The 22,864-nt window shown below is 68.1% G+C and carries 22 protein-coding genes; 2 read left to right on the top strand and 20 right to left on the bottom strand.

Annotation, left to right across the window (positions count from 1 at the left end; translation table 11 throughout):
* Positions 1-150: 150 nt before the first annotated feature.
* The 14 genes from hflX to AB4Z46_RS33555 form a co-directional block, all read right to left on the bottom strand.
* Entirely contained in the window at positions 151-1,320 is a 1,170-nt protein-coding gene (gene hflX, locus AB4Z46_RS33620; protein ID WP_442287888.1) for a GTPase HflX, read from the bottom strand.
* Between the two features lie 52 nt (positions 1,321-1,372).
* Positions 1,373-1,618: an RNA chaperone Hfq gene (gene hfq, locus AB4Z46_RS33615; protein WP_442287887.1), complete on the bottom strand. Its 246-nt coding sequence runs from the start codon at positions 1,616-1,618 to the stop codon at positions 1,373-1,375.
* 188 nt (positions 1,619-1,806) lie between these two features.
* A complete protein-coding gene (gene der, locus AB4Z46_RS33610; RefSeq protein ID WP_442287886.1) occupies positions 1,807-3,147 on the bottom strand; it encodes a ribosome biogenesis GTPase Der in 1,341 nt (446 codons plus the stop codon).
* Positions 3,148-3,168: 21 nt separating this feature from the next.
* The gene (gene bamB, locus AB4Z46_RS33605) at positions 3,169-4,317 is read right to left on the bottom strand and encodes an outer membrane protein assembly factor BamB (RefSeq protein ID WP_442287885.1); all 1,149 of its coding nucleotides are present in this window, start codon (positions 4,315-4,317) and stop codon (positions 3,169-3,171) included.
* On the bottom strand, positions 4,314-5,009 hold the full coding sequence (locus AB4Z46_RS33600) for a YfgM family protein (protein ID WP_442287884.1): 696 nt from the start codon (positions 5,007-5,009) through the stop codon (positions 4,314-4,316). Before AB4Z46_RS33600 ends, bamB begins: the two co-directional genes overlap by 4 nt.
* Before the next feature lie 6 nt (positions 5,010-5,015).
* Complete coding sequence (hisS, locus tag AB4Z46_RS33595; protein ID WP_442287883.1) at positions 5,016-6,326, bottom strand: histidine--tRNA ligase; 1,311 nt, start codon at positions 6,324-6,326, stop codon at positions 5,016-5,018.
* A 9-nt stretch (positions 6,327-6,335) separates the two neighbouring features.
* The gene (gene ispG, locus AB4Z46_RS33590) at positions 6,336-7,628 is read right to left on the bottom strand and encodes a flavodoxin-dependent (E)-4-hydroxy-3-methylbut-2-enyl-diphosphate synthase (RefSeq protein ID WP_442287882.1); all 1,293 of its coding nucleotides are present in this window, start codon (positions 7,626-7,628) and stop codon (positions 6,336-6,338) included.
* A gap of 8 nt (positions 7,629-7,636) precedes the next feature.
* On the bottom strand, positions 7,637-8,545 hold the full coding sequence (locus AB4Z46_RS33585) for a helix-turn-helix domain-containing protein (protein WP_442287881.1): 909 nt from the start codon (positions 8,543-8,545) through the stop codon (positions 7,637-7,639).
* Positions 8,538-9,371, bottom strand: coding sequence for a type IV pilus biogenesis/stability protein PilW (gene pilW / locus AB4Z46_RS33580; RefSeq protein ID WP_442287880.1), 834 nt, complete (start codon positions 9,369-9,371; stop codon positions 8,538-8,540). Before pilW ends, AB4Z46_RS33585 begins: the two co-directional genes overlap by 8 nt.
* Positions 9,372-9,375: 4 nt before the next feature.
* Positions 9,376-10,524 carry a 23S rRNA (adenine(2503)-C(2))-methyltransferase RlmN gene (rlmN, locus tag AB4Z46_RS33575; protein ID WP_442287879.1) on the bottom strand — a complete coding sequence of 383 codons (1,149 nt, stop codon included), beginning with the start codon at positions 10,522-10,524 and terminating at the stop codon, positions 9,376-9,378.
* A gap of 20 nt (positions 10,525-10,544) precedes the next feature.
* The gene (gene ndk, locus AB4Z46_RS33570; protein ID WP_442287878.1) at positions 10,545-10,970 is read right to left on the bottom strand and encodes a nucleoside-diphosphate kinase; all 426 of its coding nucleotides are present in this window, start codon (positions 10,968-10,970) and stop codon (positions 10,545-10,547) included.
* 149 nt (positions 10,971-11,119) lie between these two features.
* A complete protein-coding gene (locus tag AB4Z46_RS33565) occupies positions 11,120-12,820 on the bottom strand; it encodes a pseudouridine synthase (RefSeq protein WP_442287877.1) in 1,701 nt (566 codons plus the stop codon).
* Complete coding sequence (scpB, locus tag AB4Z46_RS33560) at positions 12,817-13,602, bottom strand: SMC-Scp complex subunit ScpB (protein ID WP_442287876.1); 786 nt, start codon at positions 13,600-13,602, stop codon at positions 12,817-12,819. Before scpB ends, AB4Z46_RS33565 begins: the two co-directional genes overlap by 4 nt.
* 128 nt (positions 13,603-13,730) lie before the next feature.
* Complete coding sequence (locus AB4Z46_RS33555; RefSeq protein WP_442287875.1) at positions 13,731-14,756, bottom strand: RluA family pseudouridine synthase; 1,026 nt, start codon at positions 14,754-14,756, stop codon at positions 13,731-13,733.
* A gap of 14 nt (positions 14,757-14,770) precedes the next feature.
* On the opposite strand from AB4Z46_RS33555, the gene AB4Z46_RS33550 reads away from it, so the two are divergent.
* Positions 14,771-15,580 (top strand): outer membrane protein assembly factor BamD, encoded by an 810-nt coding sequence (locus AB4Z46_RS33550; protein ID WP_442287889.1) that lies wholly within the window; start codon positions 14,771-14,773, stop codon positions 15,578-15,580.
* Positions 15,581-15,601: 21 nt separating this feature from the next.
* Here the strand turns inward: AB4Z46_RS33550 and AB4Z46_RS33545 are convergent, their stop codons facing one another.
* Together AB4Z46_RS33545 and AB4Z46_RS33540 are read right to left on the bottom strand one after the other, a co-directional pair.
* A complete protein-coding gene (locus AB4Z46_RS33545) occupies positions 15,602-17,605 on the bottom strand; it encodes an ATP-dependent DNA helicase (RefSeq protein ID WP_442287874.1) in 2,004 nt (667 codons plus the stop codon).
* Complete coding sequence (locus AB4Z46_RS33540; protein ID WP_286368180.1) at positions 17,605-17,808, bottom strand: DUF465 domain-containing protein; 204 nt, start codon at positions 17,806-17,808, stop codon at positions 17,605-17,607. The genes AB4Z46_RS33545 and AB4Z46_RS33540 overlap by 1 nt, the downstream gene beginning before the upstream one ends.
* 126 nt (positions 17,809-17,934) lie before the next feature.
* On the opposite strand from AB4Z46_RS33540, the gene AB4Z46_RS33535 reads away from it, so the two are divergent.
* Positions 17,935-18,705: a PP2C family protein-serine/threonine phosphatase gene (locus AB4Z46_RS33535; protein WP_442287873.1), complete on the top strand. Its 771-nt coding sequence runs from the start codon at positions 17,935-17,937 to the stop codon at positions 18,703-18,705.
* Here the strand turns inward: AB4Z46_RS33535 and AB4Z46_RS33530 are convergent.
* The 4 genes from AB4Z46_RS33530 to odhB form a co-directional block, all read right to left on the bottom strand.
* Positions 18,692-19,351, bottom strand: coding sequence for a hypothetical protein (locus tag AB4Z46_RS33530; protein WP_442287872.1), 660 nt, complete (start codon positions 19,349-19,351; stop codon positions 18,692-18,694). The two genes, AB4Z46_RS33535 and AB4Z46_RS33530, sit on opposite strands and share 14 nt — an antisense overlap.
* Positions 19,348-20,448 (bottom strand): cell division protein ZapE, encoded by a 1,101-nt coding sequence (gene zapE, locus AB4Z46_RS33525; protein WP_442287871.1) that lies wholly within the window; start codon positions 20,446-20,448, stop codon positions 19,348-19,350. The genes AB4Z46_RS33530 and zapE overlap by 4 nt, the downstream gene beginning before the upstream one ends.
* A 4-nt stretch (positions 20,449-20,452) precedes the next feature.
* On the bottom strand, positions 20,453-21,883 hold the full coding sequence (gene lpdA / locus AB4Z46_RS33520; RefSeq protein WP_442287870.1) for a dihydrolipoyl dehydrogenase: 1,431 nt from the start codon (positions 21,881-21,883) through the stop codon (positions 20,453-20,455).
* Positions 21,884-21,893: 10 nt separating this feature from the next.
* Positions 21,894-22,864: 2-oxoglutarate dehydrogenase complex dihydrolipoyllysine-residue succinyltransferase (gene odhB, locus AB4Z46_RS33515; protein ID WP_442287869.1), on the bottom strand; the 971-nt coding region annotated here is incomplete at its 5' end.

The raw sequence follows: 22,864 nt of genomic DNA, 5'->3' as shown, positions 1-22,864 counted from the left end.
GCGGCGGGACGGTCACCGTTGGACGAGGAATCGTCGCCCCGGCCCCAGCGGCCGTCGTTCAGGTTGAACATGGCCGGAAACCGTCTCCACACTGGCTTTGAATTCATTCGGTTCTGTTCTTTGGTCAGTGAAGTGGGATTGTGCTCAATGTCAGTCGGTGGCCTCGTGCAATTCGGCCCCGCCCTCTGGGGGCATGTCGTCGGGCACCGAGTGCGATCGCTGTGCGAGTTCGGCCCGCAGCGCCGGGAGCCCCTCCCCGGTATGGGCGCTCAGGAAGATGCGGGTCACCAGCAGGCCGTCGACTTCGATTTCGTCCTCGAGATGCAGGGGATGCTGCGTGCTTTCAAGGGCGTCCAGCTTGTTGAACACCAGGAGCTGCGGCACGACGTCGGCGTCGATCTCCTTGAGTACCGCCTGGACCTCGGCCATCTGCTCGGGGTGGTGCGGGTTCGAGGCATCCACCACATGCAGCAGCAGGTCGGCATCGACGGCCTCCTGCAGGGTCGCCTTGAAGGCGTCGATCAGCCCGTGCGGCAGGTCGCGGATGAAGCCCACGGTGTCGGAGATCGAGACCTTGCGGCGGGCATCGCCGAGGTAGAGCTGCCGGGTGGTGGTGTCCAGCGTCGCGAACAGCTGGTCGGCCGCATAGGCGCGGGCCTTGACCAGCGCATTGAACAGCGAGGACTTGCCGGCGTTGGTATAGCCCACCAGCGAGATGTTGAAGGTGTCGCGCCGCTCGCGCTGCCGGCGCTGGGTGCCGCGCTGGCGCTGCACCTTGGACAGACGCTCGCGAGTCCGCTTGATCGACTCGCTGATCATCCGGCGGTCGAGTTCGATCTGCTTTTCACCCGGGCCGCCGCGCACGCCGGCACCACCGGTCTGACGCTCCAGATGGGACCAGCGCCGCACCAGCCGCGTGCTCAGGTACTGCAGCCGCGCGAGCTCGACCTGCAGCTTGCCTTCGTGCGAACGGGCGCGCTGGGCGAAGATCTCGAGAATGAGGAAGGTGCGGTCGTAGACCGCGATGCCGAGCTGGCGCTCGAGGTTGCGCTGCTGCGCCGGGCTCAGCGACTGGTCGAAGACCACTTCGCTGGCCCGATGCAACTCGGCCAGTTCTCGGATCTCGTCGGCCTTGCCGCTGCCCACGAACAGGGCGGCGTCGGGCGCGCGGCGTTTGCAGACGAGACGCGCGACGGGCTCCAGGCCTGCGGTCTGCGCGAGCAGGCCGAGTTCCTCGAGTTCGCCGTCGAAATGGGGCAGCCCGAAATCCACGCCGACGAGAACGACGGCGCCATCTATCCGGGGGATCAGTTCAGACAAGCGGAATCAAATTTGAAAAAGCGCGGCGGGTGACCGCCGCGCTCCGCGCCGTTCAGGCGGGGGTGTCGTCGCTCTCGGCAGCCGAGAAGTTGACGGCCCGACCCGGCACGATGGTGGAGATGGCGTGCTTGTAGACCATCTGGGTCACCGTATTGCGAAGCAATACGACGTACTGGTCGAACGACTCGATCTGGCCTTGCAGCTTGATGCCGTTGACCAGATAGATCGAAACCGGCACGTGCTCGCGACGCAAGGTGTTCAGGAACGGGTCTTGAAGAAGCTGCCCTTTATTGCTCACGATATTCTCCGTGTTCAAGAGATGTTGTTGGACCGGTCACCTTAACACAGCGATTCCGCGTCGCAGCAAATAAGTCCAATGGCCTTCCAAAAATAACGGCACCGAACGCTGGAACTTCCGTGCCTGACGCCGCTCATCGGCGCTCAATGGAGGCCAAATCGCGCGACGCCCACAGCCGGCGCGGACGCTCAGGCATCCTTGTCGGCGTACGGATTGCTCGAGGTCTTGAGCTGAATCCGCAGCGGTGTACCGACCAGGTCGAACTCCTTGCGGAAACGCCCTTCGAGGAAGCGCTTGTAGGCCTCCGTGACGTGTTCCAGCGAATTGCCGTGGATGATGATGATCGGCGGGTTCATGCCACCCTGGTGCGCATAGCGCATCTTCGGGCGGAACATGCCCGAGCGCTTCGGCGCCTGGAATTGCACCGCCTCGAGCAGCAGCCGCGTCAGGACCGGCGTCGACATCTTGCGGGTGGCCGACTTGTGGGCCTGCACGATGGACTGCCAGACCGGGCCCAGTCCCTGGCGCTTGATGGCCGAGATGAAATGCAGCGACGCGAACTTGAGGAACGGCAGCCGGGTCTCGATCTGGCGCTGGATCTGCTCGCGCTGGTAGCTGTCGACCGCATCCCATTTGTTGATCGCGATCACCACCGCACGGCCGCTCTCGAGGATGTAGCCGGCGATGTGGGCGTCCTGGTCGGTCACGCCCTGGGTGGCGTCGAGCAGCAGCAGCACCACATTGGCCGATTCGATGGCCTGCAGCGTCTTGACCACCGAGAACTTCTCGATCGCCTCGAACACACGGCCCTTGCGGCGCAGGCCGGCGGTGTCGATCAGCTCGAAGCGCTGGCCGTTGCGCTCGAAGGGCACGGAGATCGCATCGCGCGTGGTGCCCGGGAGGTCGAAGGCCACCAGCCGCTCCTCGCCCAGCCAGGTGTTGATCAGGGTCGACTTGCCGACGTTGGGACGGCCTGCGACCGCCAGCTTGATCGGCTTGTTGGGGTCTTCCTCGCCCTCTTCCTCGGGCTCGGGCAGCGCGAGCGGCTCGAGCGCGAGCTCGACCAGGTCGCGAATGCCCTGCCCGTGGGCCGCCGAGATGCCATGCACCTCGYCGAAGCCGAGCTCGTAGAAGTCGACCAGCCGGGTCCCGTCGTGCATGCCCTCGGCCTTGTTGGCCACCAGCACACAGGGCTTGCCGAGCCGGCGCAGTTCGTTGGCGATGTCGTGGTCCTGGGCCGACAGCCCTTCGCGCGCATCGACCACGAAGATCACGACATCGGCCTCGGCCACCGCCTGCCGCGTCTGCTTGGCCATCTCCTTGAAGATGCCGCTGCCGGCGTCGGGCTCGAAGCCGCCGGTGTCGATGACGATGAACTCGTACTTGCCCTGCCGGCCGTTGCCGTAGTGGCGGTCACGTGTGAGGCCGGCGAAGTCGGCGACGATGGCGTCGCGCGTCTGCGTCAGGCGGTTGAACAGGGTCGACTTGCCGACGTTGGGACGCCCGACCAGCGCGATGACCGGCTTCATGGAAGGCGTCCTTTCACTTGATTACTCAGGGCGATAGCCGAACACGCCGCCATTGCGGGTGACGACCACGACCGTGTTGCCGGCCAGAACCGGCGTCGCTGCGATGGCCGAGCCATCGGGATTCAGGCGGTTCAGCGGCGAACCGTCCTCACGCGAGAGAACGTGCACCAGCCCGGTGGCGTCGCCGATGATCAGCGAGCGTCCGACGGCGAGCGGTGCGGTCAGGATCCGGTACTTGAGCAGGTCGGCCTGCTGCCAGGCCCGTTCGCCGTCGGTGCGGCGCCAGGCCACGACGGCGCCGCTGTCCTCGGTGCCGTAGACATAGCGGTCGTCGCCGCCTACACCGTCGGCCCCGACCGCCGGCTTGGTCCACAGCAAGGCGCCGCGCGAGGTATCGACGCAGCCGACGCTGGCGAAATAGGCCCGCGCGCAGATCACGTCGCCCTGGCGGCTCACGCTGCCGGTCAGGTCGACCAGGCGCTCGACGTCGTTGGTGCCGCGCGGTGCTGCGATGGGCGACTCCCAGCGCGACGAACCGTTCGCGGGGCTGATGCCGACCAGCCGGCCGCCAACGCCGGCGACCAGGGTGTCGCCCACCGCCAGCAGGACACCGGGCTTCTTCAGCACCAGGTTTTCCGCGGTACGCTGCTGCGACCAGAGGCGGCGACCGCTCTGGCCGTCCCAGGCGCTGGTCGTGCGGTCCGCGGCCTGGACGAAGACCCGGCGGCCGGCCACCAGCGGCGGCGTGTAGGCCTGGGCCGTGAGCCGCTCCTTCCAGAGCACCTTGCCGGCTTCCAGCGCCACCAGCTCGCTGTTGGCCGTGACCACCGCGACCAGCTTGCCGTCGCTGCCCACGCCGGCGGCCAGCGGCGCGCCGACGTTGGCGCGCCAGAGCTCGGTGCCGGCACGGGCGTCGAACACGACCACGACGCCGTCGCCGCTGGCGACCGCGATCTGATCGCCGTTCACGATGGTCGACAGCGGGAAGTTCACCGCCGGGATGCGGATGCTCCAGGCCTGCTTGATGCCCATCAGCGCCACGCTGGGCGGCAGCTCGGCGGGCTTCGGCCGCGAGGTGCCGACGCACCCCGCGAGCGCCGCGATCAACGCCGCGGCAGCCCCGATGCGCAGCACGGGCGCCAAGGTGGACTTGTAACGCTTCAGATTCATGGTGTGGTCTTGGCTGGGGATGCCGCACCGCCGGCCGCCGGAGCCAGGCTCTTCGGGTCGACGCCGACGGCGTTGAGCTTGATCTCGACCAGGCGGCGGTAGTCGGTGCCCGGTTCGAAGGTGGCCAGGGCCTTGAGGTACTCGGCCTTGGCCTCGTCGCGCTTGCCCTGCGCAAGGTAGACATCGCCCTTGCGGTCGGCCATCAGCGCTTCGAATTCCTTCGGCACATTGGCCGAGAGCGCCTTCAGCGCCTCGTCGTACTGCTTGGCTTCGAGCAGTTCGGCCGCGAGCCGCAGCCGGGCGACCGCCTGGTAGCCCGGATCGACCGCATGCTCCGTGACCCAAGCCAGGGCGCCGCGAGATCCTTCGGCATTGCCCTTGTCGTAGAGCGCCCGAGCCGCCAGCAGGCCGGCCTGCTGGGCGTAGGCGGTGCCGGCGAACTTGTCCTTCATGTCGGCCAGCGCGCGCTCGATGCGCGCGGTGTCGCCGGCCTGGGCGCTGCGCTCGACCTCGTCATAGAGCGCCGAGGCCTGCAGCGCCTTGCTGCGCTGGAAGTACTGCCAGCCGTTCCAGGCCACGAAGGCGCCGGCCGCGAGCAGCACGACCCAGGTGATCAGGGTGCCGTAGGTGTTCCAGAAATGCTTGAGCTGGTCGAGCTGTTCCTGTTCTTCGAGATCGAGATGGGTGGCCATGCGCTGTCAGTTGTTGGGAGCCGAGGATTGTAGGGTGGCGGCCCAGGTGGCCAGTTCGGCCAGCGGCCGGGTGGTCTGCGCGCCGCCGCCATCGCGCAGCGCCTTGACCGTGACTTCGCCGCGAGCAAGCTCGTCGGCGCCAAAGACCAGCGCATGCGCCGCGCCGCTGGCGTCGGCCTTCTTGAACTGCGACTTGAAGCTGCCGAGACCGTCGACCGTGGCCGCGTGCATCTGGGCCCGCACCCCGGCGTCGCGCAGCTGCTGCAGCGTGCGCAGCGCCACCGGCATCGCGGCGGCGTCGGGCACGACCGCGTAGACATCGGGCACCGGCAGCGGGATCTGCGTGCCCTGCTCCTTCACGAGCTCGAGCACGCGCTCGACGCCCAGCGCCCAGCCGACCGCGGGCGCCGCCTTGCCGCCGATCTGCACGATCAGGTCGTCGTAGCGACCGCCCGCGCAAACGGTGCCCTGCGAGCCGAGCCGGTCGGTCACGAACTCGAAGACGCTCAGGTTGTAGTAGTCCAGGCCACGCACCAGCCGCGGGTTGATCGTGTAGGCGACGCCGTTGGCGTCGAGGATCGCGCGCAGGCCGTTGAAGTGCGCCAGCGACTCCGCACCCAGGAAGTCCATCAGCTTCGGCGCCGATTCGACGACTTCCTTCATGGCCGGGTTCTTGGTGTCGAGGATGCGCAGCGGATTGCTGTGCAGGCGGCGCTTGCCGTCCTCGTCGAGCTTGTCGGCATGCTGCTCGAAGTGCGCGATCAGCTGGGTGCGGTGCAGCGCCCGCTCGGCCGGCTGGCCCAGGCTGTTGAGTTCGAGCCGCACGTCCGTCAGTCCGATCGCCTTCCAGAGCGCCGCCGCCAGCAGGATCAGTTCGGCATCGACGTCGGGCCCGGCGAAGCCGAGCGCCTCGGCACCGATCTGGTGGAACTGACGGTAGCGGCCGCGCTGCGGCTTCTCTCGCCGGAACATGGGGCCGGTGTACCAGAGGCGCCGCGGGCCGTCGTAGAGCAGGTTGTGTTCGATGACGGCGCGCACGACGCCGGCAGTGTTCTCGGGCCGCATCGCCAGATGCTCCGCCTGGCCGTGCTTGTCGGAGCGGTCCTCGAAGGCGTACATCTCCTTCTCGACGATGTCCGTGACCTCGCCGATGCCGCGCACGAACAGCGCCGTCTGCTCGAGGATCGGTGTGCGAATGTTGCGGTACGCGTAGCGCCCCATCAGGTCGCGCACGATGGCTTCGAGCCACTCCCAGCGCGCCGAATCGGGCGGCAATATGTCGTTCATGCCTTTGACGGCATTGATTTTTTCAGCCATGGATGGAGTTCAGGCGACCTCGGAAGCGATGCCGCTGCCGAAGCGTTTTTCAATGTAGGTTTCGACCAGCTGGTGAAACTCGTTGGCGATGTTGTCGCCGCGCAGCGTGAGTGCCTTTTCACCGTCGATGAAGACCGGCGCCGCGGGGGCTTCGCCGGTCCCCGGCAGGCTGATGCCGATGTCGGCATGCTTGCTTTCGCCGGGGCCGTTGACGATGCAACCCATCACGGCGACCTTCATGGTCTCGACGCCCGGGTACTTGGTGCGCCAGACCGGCATCTGCAGCCGCAGGTAGTCGTCGATCTGCTTGGCCAGTTCCTGGAAGGTGGTGCTGGTGGTGCGGCCGCAGCCCGGGCATGCGGTCACGCTCGGCACGAACACGCGCAGGCCCAGCGCCTGCAGGATCTCGTTGGCGATCAGCACCTCCTGGGTGCGCGCTTCGCCGGGCTGCGGCGTGAGCGACACGCGGATCGTGTCGCCGATGCCCTCCTGCAGCAGGATCGACAGCGCCGTGGCCGAGGCCACCGTGCCCTTGGTGCCCATGCCGGCCTCGGTCAGCCCCAGGTGCAGCGTGTAGTCGCAGCGGCGCGCCAGCTCGCGGTAGACCGAGATCAGATCCTGCACGCCGCTGACCTTGCAGCTCAGGATGATCTGGTTGCCCGGCATGCCCATCGACTCGGCGAGCTTCGCGGAGTCGATGGCCGAAGTGACGAGCGCCTCGTACATCACCAGCTTGGCGTCCCAAGGCTCGGCCCGCCGGCTGTTGATGTCCATCAGGTTGGCCAGCAGTTCCTGGTCGAGGCTGCCCCAGTTGACGCCGATGCGCACCGGCTTGTTCCAGCGCATCGCGGCGTCGATCATCTGGCCGAACTGGCGGTCGTGCTTGTCGCCCTTGCCGACGTTGCCCGGATTGATGCGGTACTTGCTGAGCGCTTCGGCGCAGGCCGGATAGTCGGTCAGCAGGCGATGGCCGTTGTAGTGGAAGTCGCCGATCAGCGGCACGTCGATGCCCATGCGGTCGAGCTGCTCGCGGATGTAGGGCACCTGGGCCGCGGCCTCGGGCGTGTTGACCGTGATGCGGACCATCTCGGAGCCGGCGATCGCGAGCTCCTTGACCTGGATCGCGGTGCCGACCGCATCGACCGTGTCGGTGTTGGTCATCGACTGCACGCGCACCGGCGCGTCGCCGCCCACGGTGACCGTGCGCGGCCCCCAGACCACGCGGGCCTGTCGGGAGCGCCGGCCCAGCGGCGCGGCGGGTTCGATCGGCAGGCAGCCGAGGGGATTCGAAATGTCTGTCATGACGCGCCTCAGGATTTGACCTCGAAGCGTGCCACGCCGCCGGAGCGCGTGATCGGCGCCAGGTCGAAGGCCTTGCCGTGGACCCGAACATCGACCACCGAAGCGCGGCCGATCACCACCGACAGCGGCAGGCTGCCGGACAGCCCCACCGTTTCGCCGGCCTTGACCGTGCGCCGCAGCAGTTGCTTGCCGCCGGGCTCGGTGACGGTGATCCACGAATCCTCGCGGGCGACGAACACGATCAGGTCGTTGCCGTCGGCGACGGCCGGCGCGGCGATGGCCGCGGCCGGCTCGGGCGCGACAGCCTCGGCGGGCGGCGGCAGCGGGGCAGCGCCCGGCGCCACCGCTTCGATGGCCGTGCCGGCCGGCGCCGTCGCCGCAGCGGGCACATTGGCCGACTCGGACGCCGTATCGTCCCGGGAAGTCAGGTGCGCGACCGAGGAGCCGATCTGGTCGAACACCGATTGCGGCAACCAGAACAACACCGCGGCACCGACCAGCAGCAACGCCACCACGGCCACCAGGGCCCGGGATGGGCGCCAGCCCGACCCGGAGCCCGAACGCGGCGCCGACGAGCGCAGGCTCCTGCTGATGGTGCGGTCGGCCTCGGCCAGGCCCGGCCGCTGGATACCCGGCAGCTTGGCCAGCACCGGCGCGGGATCGATTCGCAGCGCCCGGCAGACACTGGCGGCCAGTGCCCGTGCGAACACCGGATCGGGCAGCGATGCGATGTCGTCCGCCTCCAGCGCGGCGAGCTTCTGCGGCGTCACCTTGAGCGCGGCCGCGACCATCTCGAGGTGCAGCCCATGCGCCTCCCGCGCCTCCCGCAGCATGTCGCCTGCCGTCTTGTGGGTGCTGTCGCCTCCCACCAGAGGCACCGCAGCCGAGGCCCCGAATTCACTGGCCCGCTCAATCATTGAAATTCCCGCGTTCGTACGCAATCGCCTCCCGCGACTGGGGGAAGCGCCGTTGCAATTGACCCGCCAACTGCGCGACCGCTTCGCGGTTGTTGAGCTGGCGTTCGGTCTTGATGCCGAGCCACAGCGTCTCGGCACTGGCTGCCGGGCTGTTGTTGACGCGCCGGATGTAGAACTGGGCCCGCGACCAATCCTGGCGCTGCACCAGTATCAGGGCAAGGTTGTAGCCGATCACCGGATTGCCGGCATCGATCTCGTAGGCCTGCATCAGGCTGCGCTCGGCTTCGGCACGCTGCCCTGCCTTCAGCTGGCACACGCCCTGCGTCATCAGCGTCTTGGCGCGGTCCGTGTAGTTGGGCGCGGCGAGCGCGGCGGTGAACTGCTGCTGGGCATCGGCGTAGCGGTTCTGCTGGCACAGCAGCCAGCCGTAGTTGTGCAGCACGTTGGGCTCGCGCGGGTCGAGCGCGATAGCACGGCGGAAGCTGTCTTCGGCCTGTGCCGGATCGTCGAGCCGCATGTAGACCAGGCCGCGCAGGTTGTAGGCGTCGGCAAAGGTCGGATCGGCCGCCAGGGCCTGCTTGATCTCGTCGAGCGCCACCGTGGTCTGGCCCTGCTGGAAGTAGCCGATCGCCAGTTCGATGCGCAGCTTGGCACGCTTGCGGCCATTGGTCTCGTCGGAGTCCGTCACGATCGGCGTGTCCTTGCTGGCCGAGTTCTGCAGCACGCCATTCTTGGTGTTGATGCAGCCTGCCAACAGGAAGGCTGCAGCGACGCCGCAGGACACCTGCAGCATCAGCGCGCGTGCATTCGGAAAGGCCTTGCTCATCGGATCATTGCTCCTGGGCATTGGATGTGGCGGCCCCGTCGCGGGCCGGATGAAGCATCACGACGCGCCGCTGCGCCATGCGCTCGGCCGCATGCGTGCGGTCTTTGACGTCGCCGGCCAACTGGCCGCAGGCGGCGTCGATGTCATCGCCGCGCGTCTTGCGCACGGTGGTGACGATGCCGGCTTCGCTCAGCACCTTGGCGAAGGCCAGGACGCGGGGTTGCGGCGAACGCAGCAGGCCCGACGCCGGAAAAGGATTGAACGGGATCAGGTTGAACTTGCAGGAGACACCGGAGGAACGCACGAGTTCGAGCAGTTGTCGCGCGTGCTCGGGCTGGTCGTTCACGCCGTCCAGCATGCAGTATTCGAAGGTGATGAAATCGCGCGGCGCATGCGCCAGGTAGCGCTTGCAGGCCTCGAGCAGTTCGGCGATCGGGTACTTGCGATTGAGCGGCACGAGGTCGTCGCGCAGCGCATCGTTGGGCGCGTGCAGCGACACCGCGAGCGCGACCGGGCAATCGCCGCCAAGCCGGTCGATCATCGGCACCACGCCCGAGGTGGAAACCGTCACGCGACGGCGCGACAGGCCGTAGGCGTTGTCGTCGAGCATGGTGCGCAGTGCCGGCACCAGGGCCGCATAGTTCTGCAGCGGCTCGCCCATGCCCATCATCACGACGTTGGAGATCACGCGTTCGCTGCGACCCAGGTGCTTGCGCAGGAAATGCTCGGCGAACCACAACTGGGCGGTGATCTCGCCGGTCGTCAGGTTGCGGCTGAAGCCCTGGTGTCCGGTCGAACAGAAGCGGCAGCCGACCGCGCAGCCGGCCTGCGAGGACACGCACAGCGTGCCACGGTCGTCTTCGGGAATGAACACGGCCTCGACCGCGTTGCCGTCGCCGACGTCGAACAGCCACTTGATGGTGCCGTCGGCCGACTCGTGCTGCGTGAGCACCGGCAGTGGCTCGACCCGGGCCGTGGTCGCGAGCTTCTCGCGCAGCGATTTCGCCAGGTCGGTCATGTGCGCGAAATCTGCCGCGCCCCGCTGGTGGATCCAGCGAAACAGCTGCGTCGCGCGGAAACGCTTCTCGCCCAGCCGTTCGCAGAACGCGGCCAATCCCTCCAGATCGAAGTCGAGCAGGTTGGCCGTGGTCATTGCGTCAGGCGGGCTCGCCCTCAGCGGGCGTAGACGTTGAGGCCGGCGAAGAAGAAGGCGATCTCGACCTGGGCCGTTTCGGGCGCGTCGGAACCGTGCACCGCGTTGGCATCGATGCTGTCGGCGAAGTCGGCGCGAATGGTGCCGGGGGCGGCCTTCTTGGGGTCGGTGGCGCCCATCAGGTCGCGGTTCTTGGCGATGGCGTTCTCGCCCTCGAGCGCCTGCACGAACACCGGGCCGGAGATCATGAACTCGACCAGGTCCTTGAAGAAGGGGCGCTCCTTGTGGACGGCGTAGAACTGCTCGGCTTCGTTGCGCGACAGATGGATCAGCTTGGCCGCCACGATCTTGAGGCCGGCGGCCTCGAAGCGGGAGACGATCTTGCCGACGACGTTCTTGGCGACGGCGTCGGGCTTGATGATGGAGAGAGTGCGTTCGATGGCCATTGAATTGCTTTCCTGAGAGCTTGAATCTGGATGAGTTCCGTCTGGCTCGCAACACGCGGGTTGCGAGCCTTGACAAAGCCTCTGATTTTAACCGGCGCGGCAGCCCCGCTCGCCGTCGCGCAGCGAAAGTCCGCCCGCTGCGCCGAGTTTCAGCGGCCGCGGCGGCGGCCGCCCGGGCCGCCCGGCCCGCCCTGGCCGCCGAAGCCGCCGCCACCGGGCCCACCGCGACGYGGGCCCTGGCGCTGTTCCTTGCGCTGGCGCGAGAAGCTGTCGGCGCCGATGTAGCCCAGCGAGGTCTTCATCGGATCGGGCTGGTTGGCGCCGCCGGGCACGCGGTCCTCGCCGCCCTGCCGGTTGCGTCCCTGCTGGCCGGGGCCGGGCCCCTGCCCTTGCCGGTCGCCGCGGTTGTTGCGACGCCCCTGGGGCGGGCCCTTGCCGCCGCCGCGGTCGGGGCGCGCGCCCGGACCGTGCGCCAGCGGATTCGGGATCGACTCGCGCTCGTCGCCCTGGGCGCCGCCGCCCCCCCCGTTGCGGCCGCCGCGGCGCTTGCGGTTGCGGTTGTTGCGCCCGCCGCCGTCCTGGCCCTGGCCCTGACCCTGACCCTTGGGCCCCGTGCCGTGCCGCGGCGGCCGGTCGCCGCCGTTGCCAGCGGCCTGGAACAGGGCCTGGATGTCGCGCTCGTCGAGTTCCATCCAGGCGCCGCGCTTGAGGCCGCGCGGCAGCACCATCGCGCCGTAGCGGATGCGGATCAGCCGGCTGACCGCATGGCCGACCGACTCGAACAGGCGGCGCACTTCACGGTTGCGCCCTTCGGAGATGGTGACGCGGTACCAGCAGTTGGACCCCTCGCCGCCGCCCTCCTCGATGGTGCCGAACTGGGCCATGCCGTCGTCCAGGCGCACGCCTTCGAGCAGGCGCTTCTTCTCCTCGGCGCTGAGGGCACCGAGCACGCGCACGGCGTATTCGCGCTCGAGGCCGAAGCGCGGATGCATGAGCTGGTTGGCCAGTTCGCCGGAGCTCGTGAAGAGCAGCAGGCCTTCGGTGTTCAGGTCGAGCCGGCCGACCGACTGCCACTTGCCCTGCTGCAGCCGAGGCAGCTTGCGGAACACGGTCGGACGGTTCTGCGGATCGTCGTGCGTCACGACCTCGCCCACCGGCTTGTGGTAGGCAATCACGCGCGGTGGCGGCGGAGCGATGCGGTAGCGGATCGGCTTGCCGTTGATCTTGACCTGGTCGCCGTATTGGATGCGCTGGCCGATGTGGGCCGGCTCGTTGTTGACCGAGATCCGGCCCTGCAGGATGAGTTGCTCCATCTCGAGCCGCGAGCCCAGGCCGGCCTGCGCCAGCACCTTGTGCAGCTTGGGCGAATCGGCCTCGGGCAACAGCACGCGCTTGAGCGGCGGCACTTCGGGGCTTTCCTCGTCGGCGTCGAACTGGCCGGAAATGACGTCGGCAAAGCGGATCGGCTCGGGCGGCGGCGCATTGCGCTGTTCGCGCTCGGCGGCACGGCGGGCGCGGTCGAGGTCATCCTCCTCCTCGTCCGGTTCTTCCTCTTCTTCGTCGTCGGCCTGCGAATCGGCCTCGGAGACAAGCCCTTCGGCGGGCTGCGCCGAGGGCGGCGCCAGGGCTTCCGCGGCGATCGCCACGGGTTCGGCGATCGACACGGACTCGTCGACCGGCTCGCCGGTCGACGGTTCGGCCGCAACGGCTGCGACTTCCTGCTCTACCGGCTTGGGCTTGCGCGGGCGTCGCTTGCGCGGTGCCGCGGCACCCTCCACGGCTTCCACGGGCACTTCGGAAACGGGTTCGGCCGGCAGCGTGGCTGCGTCATCGGGATCAATGGGGCTCATGGTCGGGTTCCGGAAGGGACAGCAAGGGTGTCGGCCTCGTCGGGCGCGGCTTCGGCCTCGACGGGTGGGGAGAATGGGGACCCGGAAGGCTCGGGGGCTCCGAGGGCTTCGGTTTCGGTTTCGGCCACGACGCCAGGCTCCGCCGGCGCCTCAGGCCCGGCGGCCTCAGTCGCCGGGACCTGCGCCTCGAGCGGCAGGTCGTCGATCGGCAGCGCGGACTGTTCCTCGCCTGCGGCCTGGTCGAGTGCGGCGATCAGCGCGCCCTGCTGCGCCGGCGTCTCGATCAGCGGCAATTCGTCCAGCGACGCCAGGCCCAGGTCGTCGAGGAACTGGCGCGTCGTCGCATAGAGCGCGGGTCGGCCGACCGTCTCGCGATGGCCGATCACCTCGACCCAGTTGCGGTCCTCGAGCTGCTTCAGGATCAGCGAATTGATCGTGACGCCACGGATGTCTTCCATGTCGCCCCGCGTCACCGGCTGCCGGTAGGCAATGATCGCCAGCGTCTCGAGGGCCGCACGCGTGTAGCGCGGCGGCTTCTCGGGGTGCAGCCGGTCGAGGTGGTCGCGCAGTTCGGGGCGACTCTGGAAGCGCCAGCCGCTGCCGACGCTCACGAGCTCCAGGCCGCGCTGCGACCAGTCTTCCTGCAACTCGAGCAACAGCGACTTGATCGTGTCGGCACCCAGTTCGTCGTCGAACAGCACGCGCAGTTCGCGCACCGGCAACGGCTGGGTCGAACAGATCAAGGCGGTTTCGAGAATGCGCTTGGCATCCGCCGTATTCATGGTTCGCGTTATCCGGGAAAAGGCGCCTCGAGGACGCTTGTTCAGAAGGATGGAAGGGGGCGTTGCCGGCACGCGGCGAAAAGCAACGCAAAACCGGCATCAGGCGGCCGGCGCGGCCCTCGGGACCGTCAGGCGCGATTGTAATCCAGGCCCCATTCGGAAAAACCCTGAAGCAGGTCCGGCGGCGGCGGCGAGCGGAACTCCACCGGCTGGTGCGTGACTGGATGCTCGAATCCCAGCCTGAAGGCATGCAGCGCCTGCCGCGCCAGGCCGGCCCCGGGCGCACCGCCGTAGAGCGCATCGCCGACCAGCGGGTGGCCGATCGACGCCATGTGGACCCGGATCTGGTGGGTCCGCCCGGTCTCGAGCGTGCAACGCACCGCACATCCCCGGTCGTTGCTGTCGAGCACCTCGACCAGCGTGCGGGCCGGCTTGCCCGAATGGCGCTCGAGGTCGACCACCGCCATGCGCAGCCGGTTGCGCGGATCGCGCCCGATCGGGGCCTCCACATGGCGCGCCCCGGCGCCCTGCCAGCCGCGGTGCGCAAGTGCCAGATATTGCCGCTTGACCTCGCGCGCGGCGATCAGCGCGACCAGCGCATCCATGGTCTGGCGGCTGCGCGCGACGACCATCAGCCCGCTGGTGTCCCGGTCGAGCCGGTGCACGATGCCGGCCCGCGGCAGCAGCGCTGCCCGGGGGTCGAGCGCCAACAGGCCGTTGAGCAGCGTGCCGCTCCAGTGGCCGGGGGCCGGATGGACCACCAGGCCGACCGGCTTGTCGATGATCCGCAGGTGGTCGTCCTCGTACAGCACGCTGAGGGCCATCGGCTCGGGCTTGAAGGCCTGGCTTTGCGGCGTCGGCCGAAGTTCGATCCGCCCGGCCTCGCCGGCATGCACGGTGGCCGAGGACTTGGTCAGCACGCGGCCCTGGATCTCCACCATGCCGGCGTCGATCAGCTGCTGCAGGTAGCTGCGGGAGAACTCCGGCACCAGGTTCGCGAGCGCGCGGTCCAGCCGCTGACCATGCTCGTGCGGCCCGATCAGGAAGGCGCGTACCTCGCTGGCGGCGGAGAGCTCCGCGCCCTCATCGTGCTCCGCCGCCTCGGGGGAGTCCCCAGGGGGGGTGGTCGATATAATCGAGGGCAACTGTTTCACGAAAGCCTTCTTTGATGTTTCGCGCCAAATTATCGGTGGTCCCCGGATGGCTGGCCCTGTGCACAGCCGCCTGGCTGGTTGCCGGCTGCTCGACGACCGAAGCCGACAAGACCGCGAACTGGAGCCCCAACCGGATCTACTCCGAAGCCAAGGACGTATCGAACTCGGGTGCCTACGACAAGGCGGTGCCGCTGCTCGAGAAGCTCGAAGGCCGCGCCGCCGGCACGCCGCTGGCGCAGCAGGCCCAGCTCGACAAGGCCTATGCGCAGTGGAAGGCGGGCGACAAGGTGCCGGCCATCGCCACGCTCGACCGCTTCATGAAACTGCACCCGGCAAGCCCGGCGATCGACTACGCGCTCTACCTGAAGGGCGTGATCAATTTCAACGACGACCTCGGCATGTTTGCGTGGATGACGCGCCAGGACCTCTCCGAGCGCGACCAGAAAGCCGCCAAGGAATCGTTCGAGTCGTTCAAGGAACTGGTCACGCGCTTCCCCGAGTCGCGCTACGCGCCGGATGCGCGGCTGCGCATGAACTACATCGTCAACTCGCTGGCGCAGTACGAAGTGCACGTGGCGCGCTACTACTACACGCGCGGCGCCTACCTGGCGGCCATCAATCGCGCGCAGCTGGCACTGGCCGACTACCGCGAAGTACCCGCGCTCGAAGAGGCGCTGTACATCATGTACATGTCCTACGACAAGCTCGGCATGACCGATCTGCGCGACGACACCCAGCGCGTGCTGACCACCAACTACCCGAAGAGCGAGTACCTGACGCGCGGCTTCCGGTCCAAGGACGACCCTTGGTGGAAGCTCTGGTAGCCGCCTGACCGCTCCGCGGTCTCAGTCGCCTCTCAACGCCGCGATTTCGGCATCCAGCCCGGCCTCGCCCTCGATCCTGCGCATCGGCGGCAGTGCCGCCAGCAGGCGCTTGCCGTAGCCCATCGCGACCAGCCGCGTGTCGCAGATCACCAGCACGCCGCGGTCGGATTCGCGCCGGATCAGCCGGCCGGCGCCCTGCTTGAGCGATACCGCAGCCTCGGGCAGCGAGTAGTCGCCGAACGCGCTTCGCCCCTGGGATTCCAGCCGCTGCGAGCGTGCCTCGACCAGCGGATCGTTGGGCGGCGGAAATGGCAGCTTGTCGATCACGACCAGTTGCAGGGCATCGCCCGGCGCATCGAAGCCCTCCCAGAACGAGGCCGAGGCCACCAGCACGCAACCCGCCCGGCCATCGCTGGCACCTTCGCGGAACCGGTCCATCAGCACGCGCTTGGGCAGTTCGCCCTGGACCAGCACCTCGGGCCGCTGTCCGGCCTCGAGGCGCTCGAACTGCGCCTTCATCGCGTCGCCGATGGTACGCAGCGCGCGCAGCGTGGTCGTCAGCACCAGCGTGCGTCCGCCGAGCGTGGCGGCACCGCGCGCAGCCAGCAGCGCCACCTGCTGGCTGTGCGCGGGATCATTGGGCTTGGGGAATGCGCGGGGCACGTACAGGGCGGCCTGCTGCGCGTAGTCGAACGGGCTTTGCACCCGCAGCACCTCGGCGTCGTCGAGGCCGCAGGGCTCGGTGAACCAGCGCAGCCTCGGGTCGTCGCCCAGCGTGGCCGAGGTGAACACCCAGGCGCGTCCCTCTTCCTGCGGCTCGGCCGTCTCGGACTTGAGCACCCGCGTGCGCACCGCCTCGGCGATATCGAGCGGCGACTCGACCAGCCGCAGCTGCGTTCCGACGTCGACCCAGCGCACCGAACCCGACGCACAGGGCTCGGCGAAACGCTGCGCGCGCTGAGACAGCTGCTGCGCGCGATCGTGCAGCCGGACGAAGTCGGGCGACAGCTCACTGACCGTGTCGATCCCGCGCGCGGCCTGCACGAAGGCCTCTTGCAAGGCCTCGAGCGCTTCCTGCCAGGGCTGCGCCGGGACACCCTCGGGCGAATCGCCCGCCCAGCGCAGCTTGGCGCCCGGCCATTGCTTGCCGACCGCGAGACGCAGTTCGCGGGCGCCCCGCTCCACCGCGGCCACCAGTTGCTGCCAGTCGACCAGCCCGCGGGCCAGCTGCAGCCCGGCCGCCAGCAGGTCGCGGGCGAAATCCAGCGCCTGGCCGGTGCCGAGCTGGAGGCCGAGGAACTGCACGCCGGTCTCGTTGAGCTGGTGCGCCTCGTCGAACACCACCACGCGCACCGTCGGCAGCAGCTCCGCCATGCCGGACTCGCGCACCGCGAGATCGGCAAAGAACAGATGGTGGTTGATGACCACCACGTCGGCCGCCATGGCCTCGCGCCGCGCCAGGTTGACATGGCAGGGCTTGAACTGCGGGCACTGCGCGCCGAGGCAGTTTTCCCGCGTCGAAGTCACCAGAGGGATCAGCGGCGAACGCTCGTCCAGGCCCGGAAGCTCGGCCAGGTCGCCGGTGCGGGTGGCCTTGGACCATTGCTCGATCTTGGCCAGCGTGCGCAGCGTGCCGCGCTCGGGCAGCGAAGCGTCGTGGCGCGCCAGATCGAGCCGGTGCAGGCACAGGTAGCTGGCACGGCCCTTGAGCAGCGCGGTGCGCACCGGCAGGCCCAGCGCCGCGACCAGCCGCGGCAGATCGCGGCCGAACAGCTGGTCCTGCAGCGTCTTGGTGGCGGTCGACAGCAGCACGCGCTCGCCGCTCAGCAGCGCCGGCACCAGGTACGAAAAGGTCTTGCCGACGCCGGTGCCGGCCTCGACCACCAGCACGCCGCCGCGCTCGATGGTGCGCGCCACGGCAAGCGCCATCTGGGTCTGCCCTTCGCGCTCCCGGAATTCATCGGCCGCATGCGAGAGCACCCCGCCCTGCGCGAAGACCTCGCGCACCTCTTGTTCGAGCGGCATCAGGCGGGCTCTTGGGGGTCGAGCAGGTCGACCAGGCGCGCGATCTGGTCACGCAGGGCCAGACGCCTTTTCTTCAGGCGCCGCAGCAGCAGCTCGTCCTGCGGGACGACGTCGCCCAACCGGTCGATGGTGGCGTCGAGGTCGGCATGTTCGATCCGCAGCTCGATCAGCTGGCGGGAAAATGAGTGAAGATTGGAGTCCAAGGGAATCGGTACGAAAAGCGATGCAGGCGCGGCCCGGCCGCGGCTCGCGTTCGCTCGATAATACGTCCTCGTCCCGTTCGCACGACATTCATCAAGGACCCGCGCCATCGGCGCAACCTGCGCCACATGACCCGAGGCTTTCGACTCGCCGCCGCCACCGGTCTCCACAAGGGAGATCGCCCCTACCAACAGGACCAGGTCCTGTTCCTGACCCACCCACGCGTGCAGGGTTGCGTGCTCGGGGTGGTCGCCGACGGCATGGGCGGCCGCAGCGGCGGGCGCAAGGCGTCCGACCAGGTGCTGTTGACCGCGCGCCAGCTCTTCGCGCGCTACAAGCCCGAGCGCGACGAACCGGTGAGCGTGCTGCGCCAGATGCTCGACGACGCCCATACCGTGATCAAGCTCACGGCCGTGTCCAGCGAGCAGGAGCCGCACAGCACCCTGGCTGCCTTCCTGTTGAACCCGCAGGGCGACTGCGCCTGGATCCACGCCGGCGATTCGCGCATCTACCACTTTCATGAAGGCCGCCTCGTCAAGCGAACCAAGGACCACTCCTACGTACAGGTGCTGGTGGACCGGGGCGAGATCGACGAGGAAGAAGCCAGCGTCCACCCGCAGAGCAATATCCTGCTGGGCTGCCTCGGCATGAAGTCCACGCCGCCGCCGGTCGATGTCCACCTGATCCCTCGAGTGAAGACCGGCGACGTCCTGATGGCCTGCAGCGACGGGCTGTGGCACTACTTCAGTCCGACCGAAATGGGTGAACTGCTGGCGGCGAAGGCGCCGCGCGAGGCCGTCGAACTGCTGGTCGCCGAGGCCCGCCGGCGCGCGCACGGCGGCGGCGACAACATCTCGATCGCCGTGCTGAAGCTGGAAGACCTCCCTAAGGAGGAGTAGCCGCCCCGGGCTCCGGCAACGGCGCCGAGCGCGGCTTGGTCCTCTCGGCATTGCGACGTTCGCTTTCCGCGCGCTGATGCTCGGCGTTCTGCAGCTTTCGCTCGTAGGCCTGGCTTGCGGCCGGCGCCTCGGCGCGCCGACGGGCCGCCTTCGCCTGCTCGTCCGCATGGGCACGCTGCTTGGCCTCGAACTGGCGTTGTTTCTCTGCTGTCTCGGAGGCCGCCTGGGCGCGGCTGGCGGCATGCTCGGCCGCGCGCTGCTCGCGGTCCTGCTGCGACTTCAGCGACTGCTCGCGCTGCGCTTGCGAGTCCTTCGCGCGCGGATTGACTTCCTTCTCCTCGAGCTTGTCGAGCGCGGCGGCACCCCGGCGCCTGCGCTCGAAGTCGTTGATCGCGGCTTCCTGGCGCTTGATGTCGTCGGTCGCGAGACGGCGGCGCTGGCGGCTGTCCTTCAGGCAGTCCTCGACGGCGAACTTCTTGTAGCAGGCGGCCTGCTCGGTCTTGAAGCGTTCGTCGATCACCTTGCGCTCCTGCGCCAGGCGGCCGCGCTCGGCATCGAAATCGAGGTTGCCGGTGGTCGCGCCCAACTGCGCCCAGCCCGGCAGCGCCGCCAGGCCGATCAGCAATGCGAGGACAGTGTTCTTCATGTCAGTCGTGTGTCGACGGTGCGGCGCTCGAGCGCCAGGAACTCGGTCGACTGCATCTCGTTGAGCCTGGACACCGTGCGGGGGAATTCATGGGCCAGCGGGCCCTCGGTGTACAACGCCTCGGGCGGCACTTCGGCCGACATGATCAGTTTCACACGCCGATCGTAGAAGACATCGACCAGCCAGGTGAAACGGCGTGCTTCAGACGCCATCCGAACCGGCATGTAAGGCACGTCGGACAGCAGCACGGTGTGGAACTGGGTCGCGATCTCGAGGTAGTCGTTCTGCGAGCGCGGGCCGCCGCACAGCGTCTTGAAGTCGAACCAGACCACCCCGCCGGCCTTGCGCCGGGCATGGATCTCGCGCGACTCGATGTGCAGCACCGGATTCTCGTCAGCGCTCTCGGCCAGGCGCTCGAAGGCCTTGCGCATCTCCTTGTCGGCCGCCGCTCCGTTGGGCGTGAGGTAGAGCCTCACCTGCTCCAGCGTGCGACGCCGGTAGTCGGTGCCGTTGTCGACGCTGAGGACCTCGAGCCGCTGGTTCAGCAAGGCGATCGCCGGCAGGATGCGGTCGCGGTGCAGCCCTCCGGGATAGAGATCGTCGGGCTTGAAATTGGAGGTGGTGACAAAGCCCACGCCGTTTTCGAACAGCGCCGCCAGCAAGCGGTGCAGGATCATCGCATCGGTGATGTCCGCGACATGGAACTCGTCGAAGCAGATCAGCTTGTAGCGCTTGGAGATCCTGAGGCCGAGTTCGTCGAGCGGATTCACCGTGCCCTGCAGATCGGCCAGCTCGCGATGCACCTCGCGCATGAACTCGTGGAAGTGCAGCCGCGTCTTGCGCCTGAGCGGAACCGCGTTGTAGAAGCAGTCCATCAGGAAGCTCTTGCCGCGGCCGACGCCTCCGTACATGTAGACCCCGCGCGGAATCTCCGGCCGGTTGATCAGCTTCTTGAAAGCGTTGGAACGCTGCGCCTTGTAGGCGGCCCACTCGCCGGCGCAGCGGTCGAGGGCCTCCACGGCGCGCAGCTGCGCGGGGTCGCTTTGATAACCCCGCGCAACCAGCTCCGCGTCGTACGCCTGCCTGACAGTAGTCACGAACTCAGAAGTTCAGCGTGCGCTTGTCGACGGCGAGCGCCGCTTCCTTCGTCGCCTCGGACAGCGACGGGTGCGCATGGCAGATGCGGGCGATGTCTTCGGCGCTGGCCTTGAACTCCATCGCCACCACGGCTTCGGAGATCAGTTCGCTGACCATCGGCCCGACCATGTGGACGCCGAGGATCTCGTCGGTGGCCGCATCGGCCAGGAACTTGACCATGCCGGTCGTGTCGCCGAGCGCGCGTGCGCGCCCGTTGGCCAGGAACGGAAAGGTTCCCGCCTTGTACGCACGGCCGCTGGCCTTGAGCTGCTGCTCGGTCTGGCCGACCCAGGCGATTTCCGGCGAGGTGTAGATCACCCACGGAATCGTGTTGAAGTTGACGTGTCCATGCTGGCCCGCGATGCGCTCGGCCACCGCCACGCCCTCTTCTTCGGCCTTGTGCGCGAGCATCGGGCCACGCACCACGTCGCCGATCGCCCAGACGTTCGGCAGGCTGGTCCTGCACTCCTCGTCGACCACGATCGCACCCCGTTCGTCGAGCTGGAGGCCCACCGCCTCGGCGTTCAGGCCGATGGTGTTGGCCACGCGACCGATCGAGACGATCAGCTTGTCGACCTCGAGGGTCTGCGCGCCGCCCTTGGCGTCGGTGTAGGCGATGCTGACGCCCTTCTTGCCCGACTTCACCTCGCCGACGCTGACGCCGAGCTCGATCTTCAGACCCTGCTTGGTGAAGGCCTTGTGCGCTTCCTTGGCGATCTGCTCGTCGACCGCGCCGAGGAAGGTGGGCAACGCTTCGAGCACCGTGACTTCGGCACCGAGCCGGCGCCAGACCGAGCCCATCTCGAGGYCGATCACGCCGGAGCCGATCAGCGCCAGCTTCTTCGGCACGCCCTGGATGCGCAGCGCACCGTCGTTCGAGAGGATGTTCTCCTCATCGAAGGGCGCACCTGGCAGGGGGCGTGCGTTGGAACCCGTCGCGACGATGATCTGCTTGCCGGTGATGCTCTCTTCGGCGGCGCCCGCGACCTTGATCTCGTAGCCGGCATCGCTCGCCTTCACGAACGAGCCGCGGCCATGGAAGAAGGCGACCTTGTTCTTCTTGAACAGGTAGACGATGCCGTCGTTGTTCTGCTTCACGATCGCGTCCTTGCGCGCCAGCATCTTCGCGACGTCGAGGCCCAGGCCTTCGACCTTGATGCCGTGGTCGGCGAAGCTGTGGCCGGCGTGCTCGTAGTGCTCCGAGGACTGCAGCAGGGCCTTCGAGGGAATGCAGCCGATGTTGGTGCAGGTGCCGCCGAGGGCCGGGCCGCCCTTGGCGTTCTTCCACTCATCGATGCAGGCCACGTTGAAGCCCAGTTGCGCCGCGCGGATCGCCGCGATGTAGCCGCCGGGACCGCCGCCGATGACGACGACGTCGAATTGCTTGTCAGACATCCGTTGCTCCTCAGATGTCGAACAAGAGGCGCGACGGATCTTCCAGCGCTTCCTTCATGGCGACCAGGCCCAGCACGGCTTCGCGGCCGTCGATGATGCGGTGGTCGTAGCTCATTGCGAGGTAGTTCATCGGACGCACGACGATCTGGCCGTTCTCGACCACCGCGCGGTCCTTGGTCGCATGCACGCCGAGGATGGCCGACTGCGGCGGGTTGATGATCGGGGTCGACAGCATCGAGCCGAAGGTACCGCCGTTGGAGATCGAGAAGGTGCCGCCGGTCATTTCCTCGATGCCGAGCTTGCCGTCCTTGGCCTTCTGGCCGAACTCGGCGATCTTCTTCTCGATGTCGGCAAAGCTCATCTGGTCGGCGTTGCGCAGGATCGGCACCACCAGGCCACGCGGCGAACCGACCGCGATGCCGATGTCGAAGTAGCCGTGGTAGACGATGTCGTTGCCGTCGACCGAGGCGTTGATCACCGGGTACTTCTTGAGCGCATGCACCGCGGCCTTCACGAAGAAGCTCATGAAGCCGATCTTGACGCCGTGCTCCTTGGTGAACGCGTCCTGGAACTTCTTGCGCATCTCCATGACCGGGGCCATGTTGACCTCGTTGAAGGTCGTCAGGATGGCGTTGCTCGACTGCGATTGCAGCAGGCGCTCGGCGATGCGCGCGCGCAGGCGGCTCATCGGCACACGTTCTTCGGGGCGGTCGCCGAGATCCGGCGCACGGGTCGGCGAGGCAACCTGCGGCAGCGCGGCCTTCGGGGCGCCAGTGGGAACGGGCACGGGCGGCGCCACCTTGGCGGTGGTGCCGGCAGCGACGGCGCCGAGCACGTCGCCCTTGGTGACGCGGCCGTCGCGGCCGGTGCCGGCGACGTCGCCGGTCGACAGCTTGTTGTCGGCCAGCAGCTTGGCCGCCGCGGGCATCGCAACGTCGGACTTCGAACCGCCGGTGGCGGCGGCCGCGGCCGCAGCTGCCG

The organism is Variovorax sp. M-6, from assembly GCF_052114385.1.
Taxonomy (GTDB): Bacteria; Pseudomonadota; Gammaproteobacteria; order Burkholderiales; family Burkholderiaceae_C; genus Variovorax.
This window is presented reverse-complemented; position numbering and strand designations above follow the sequence as displayed.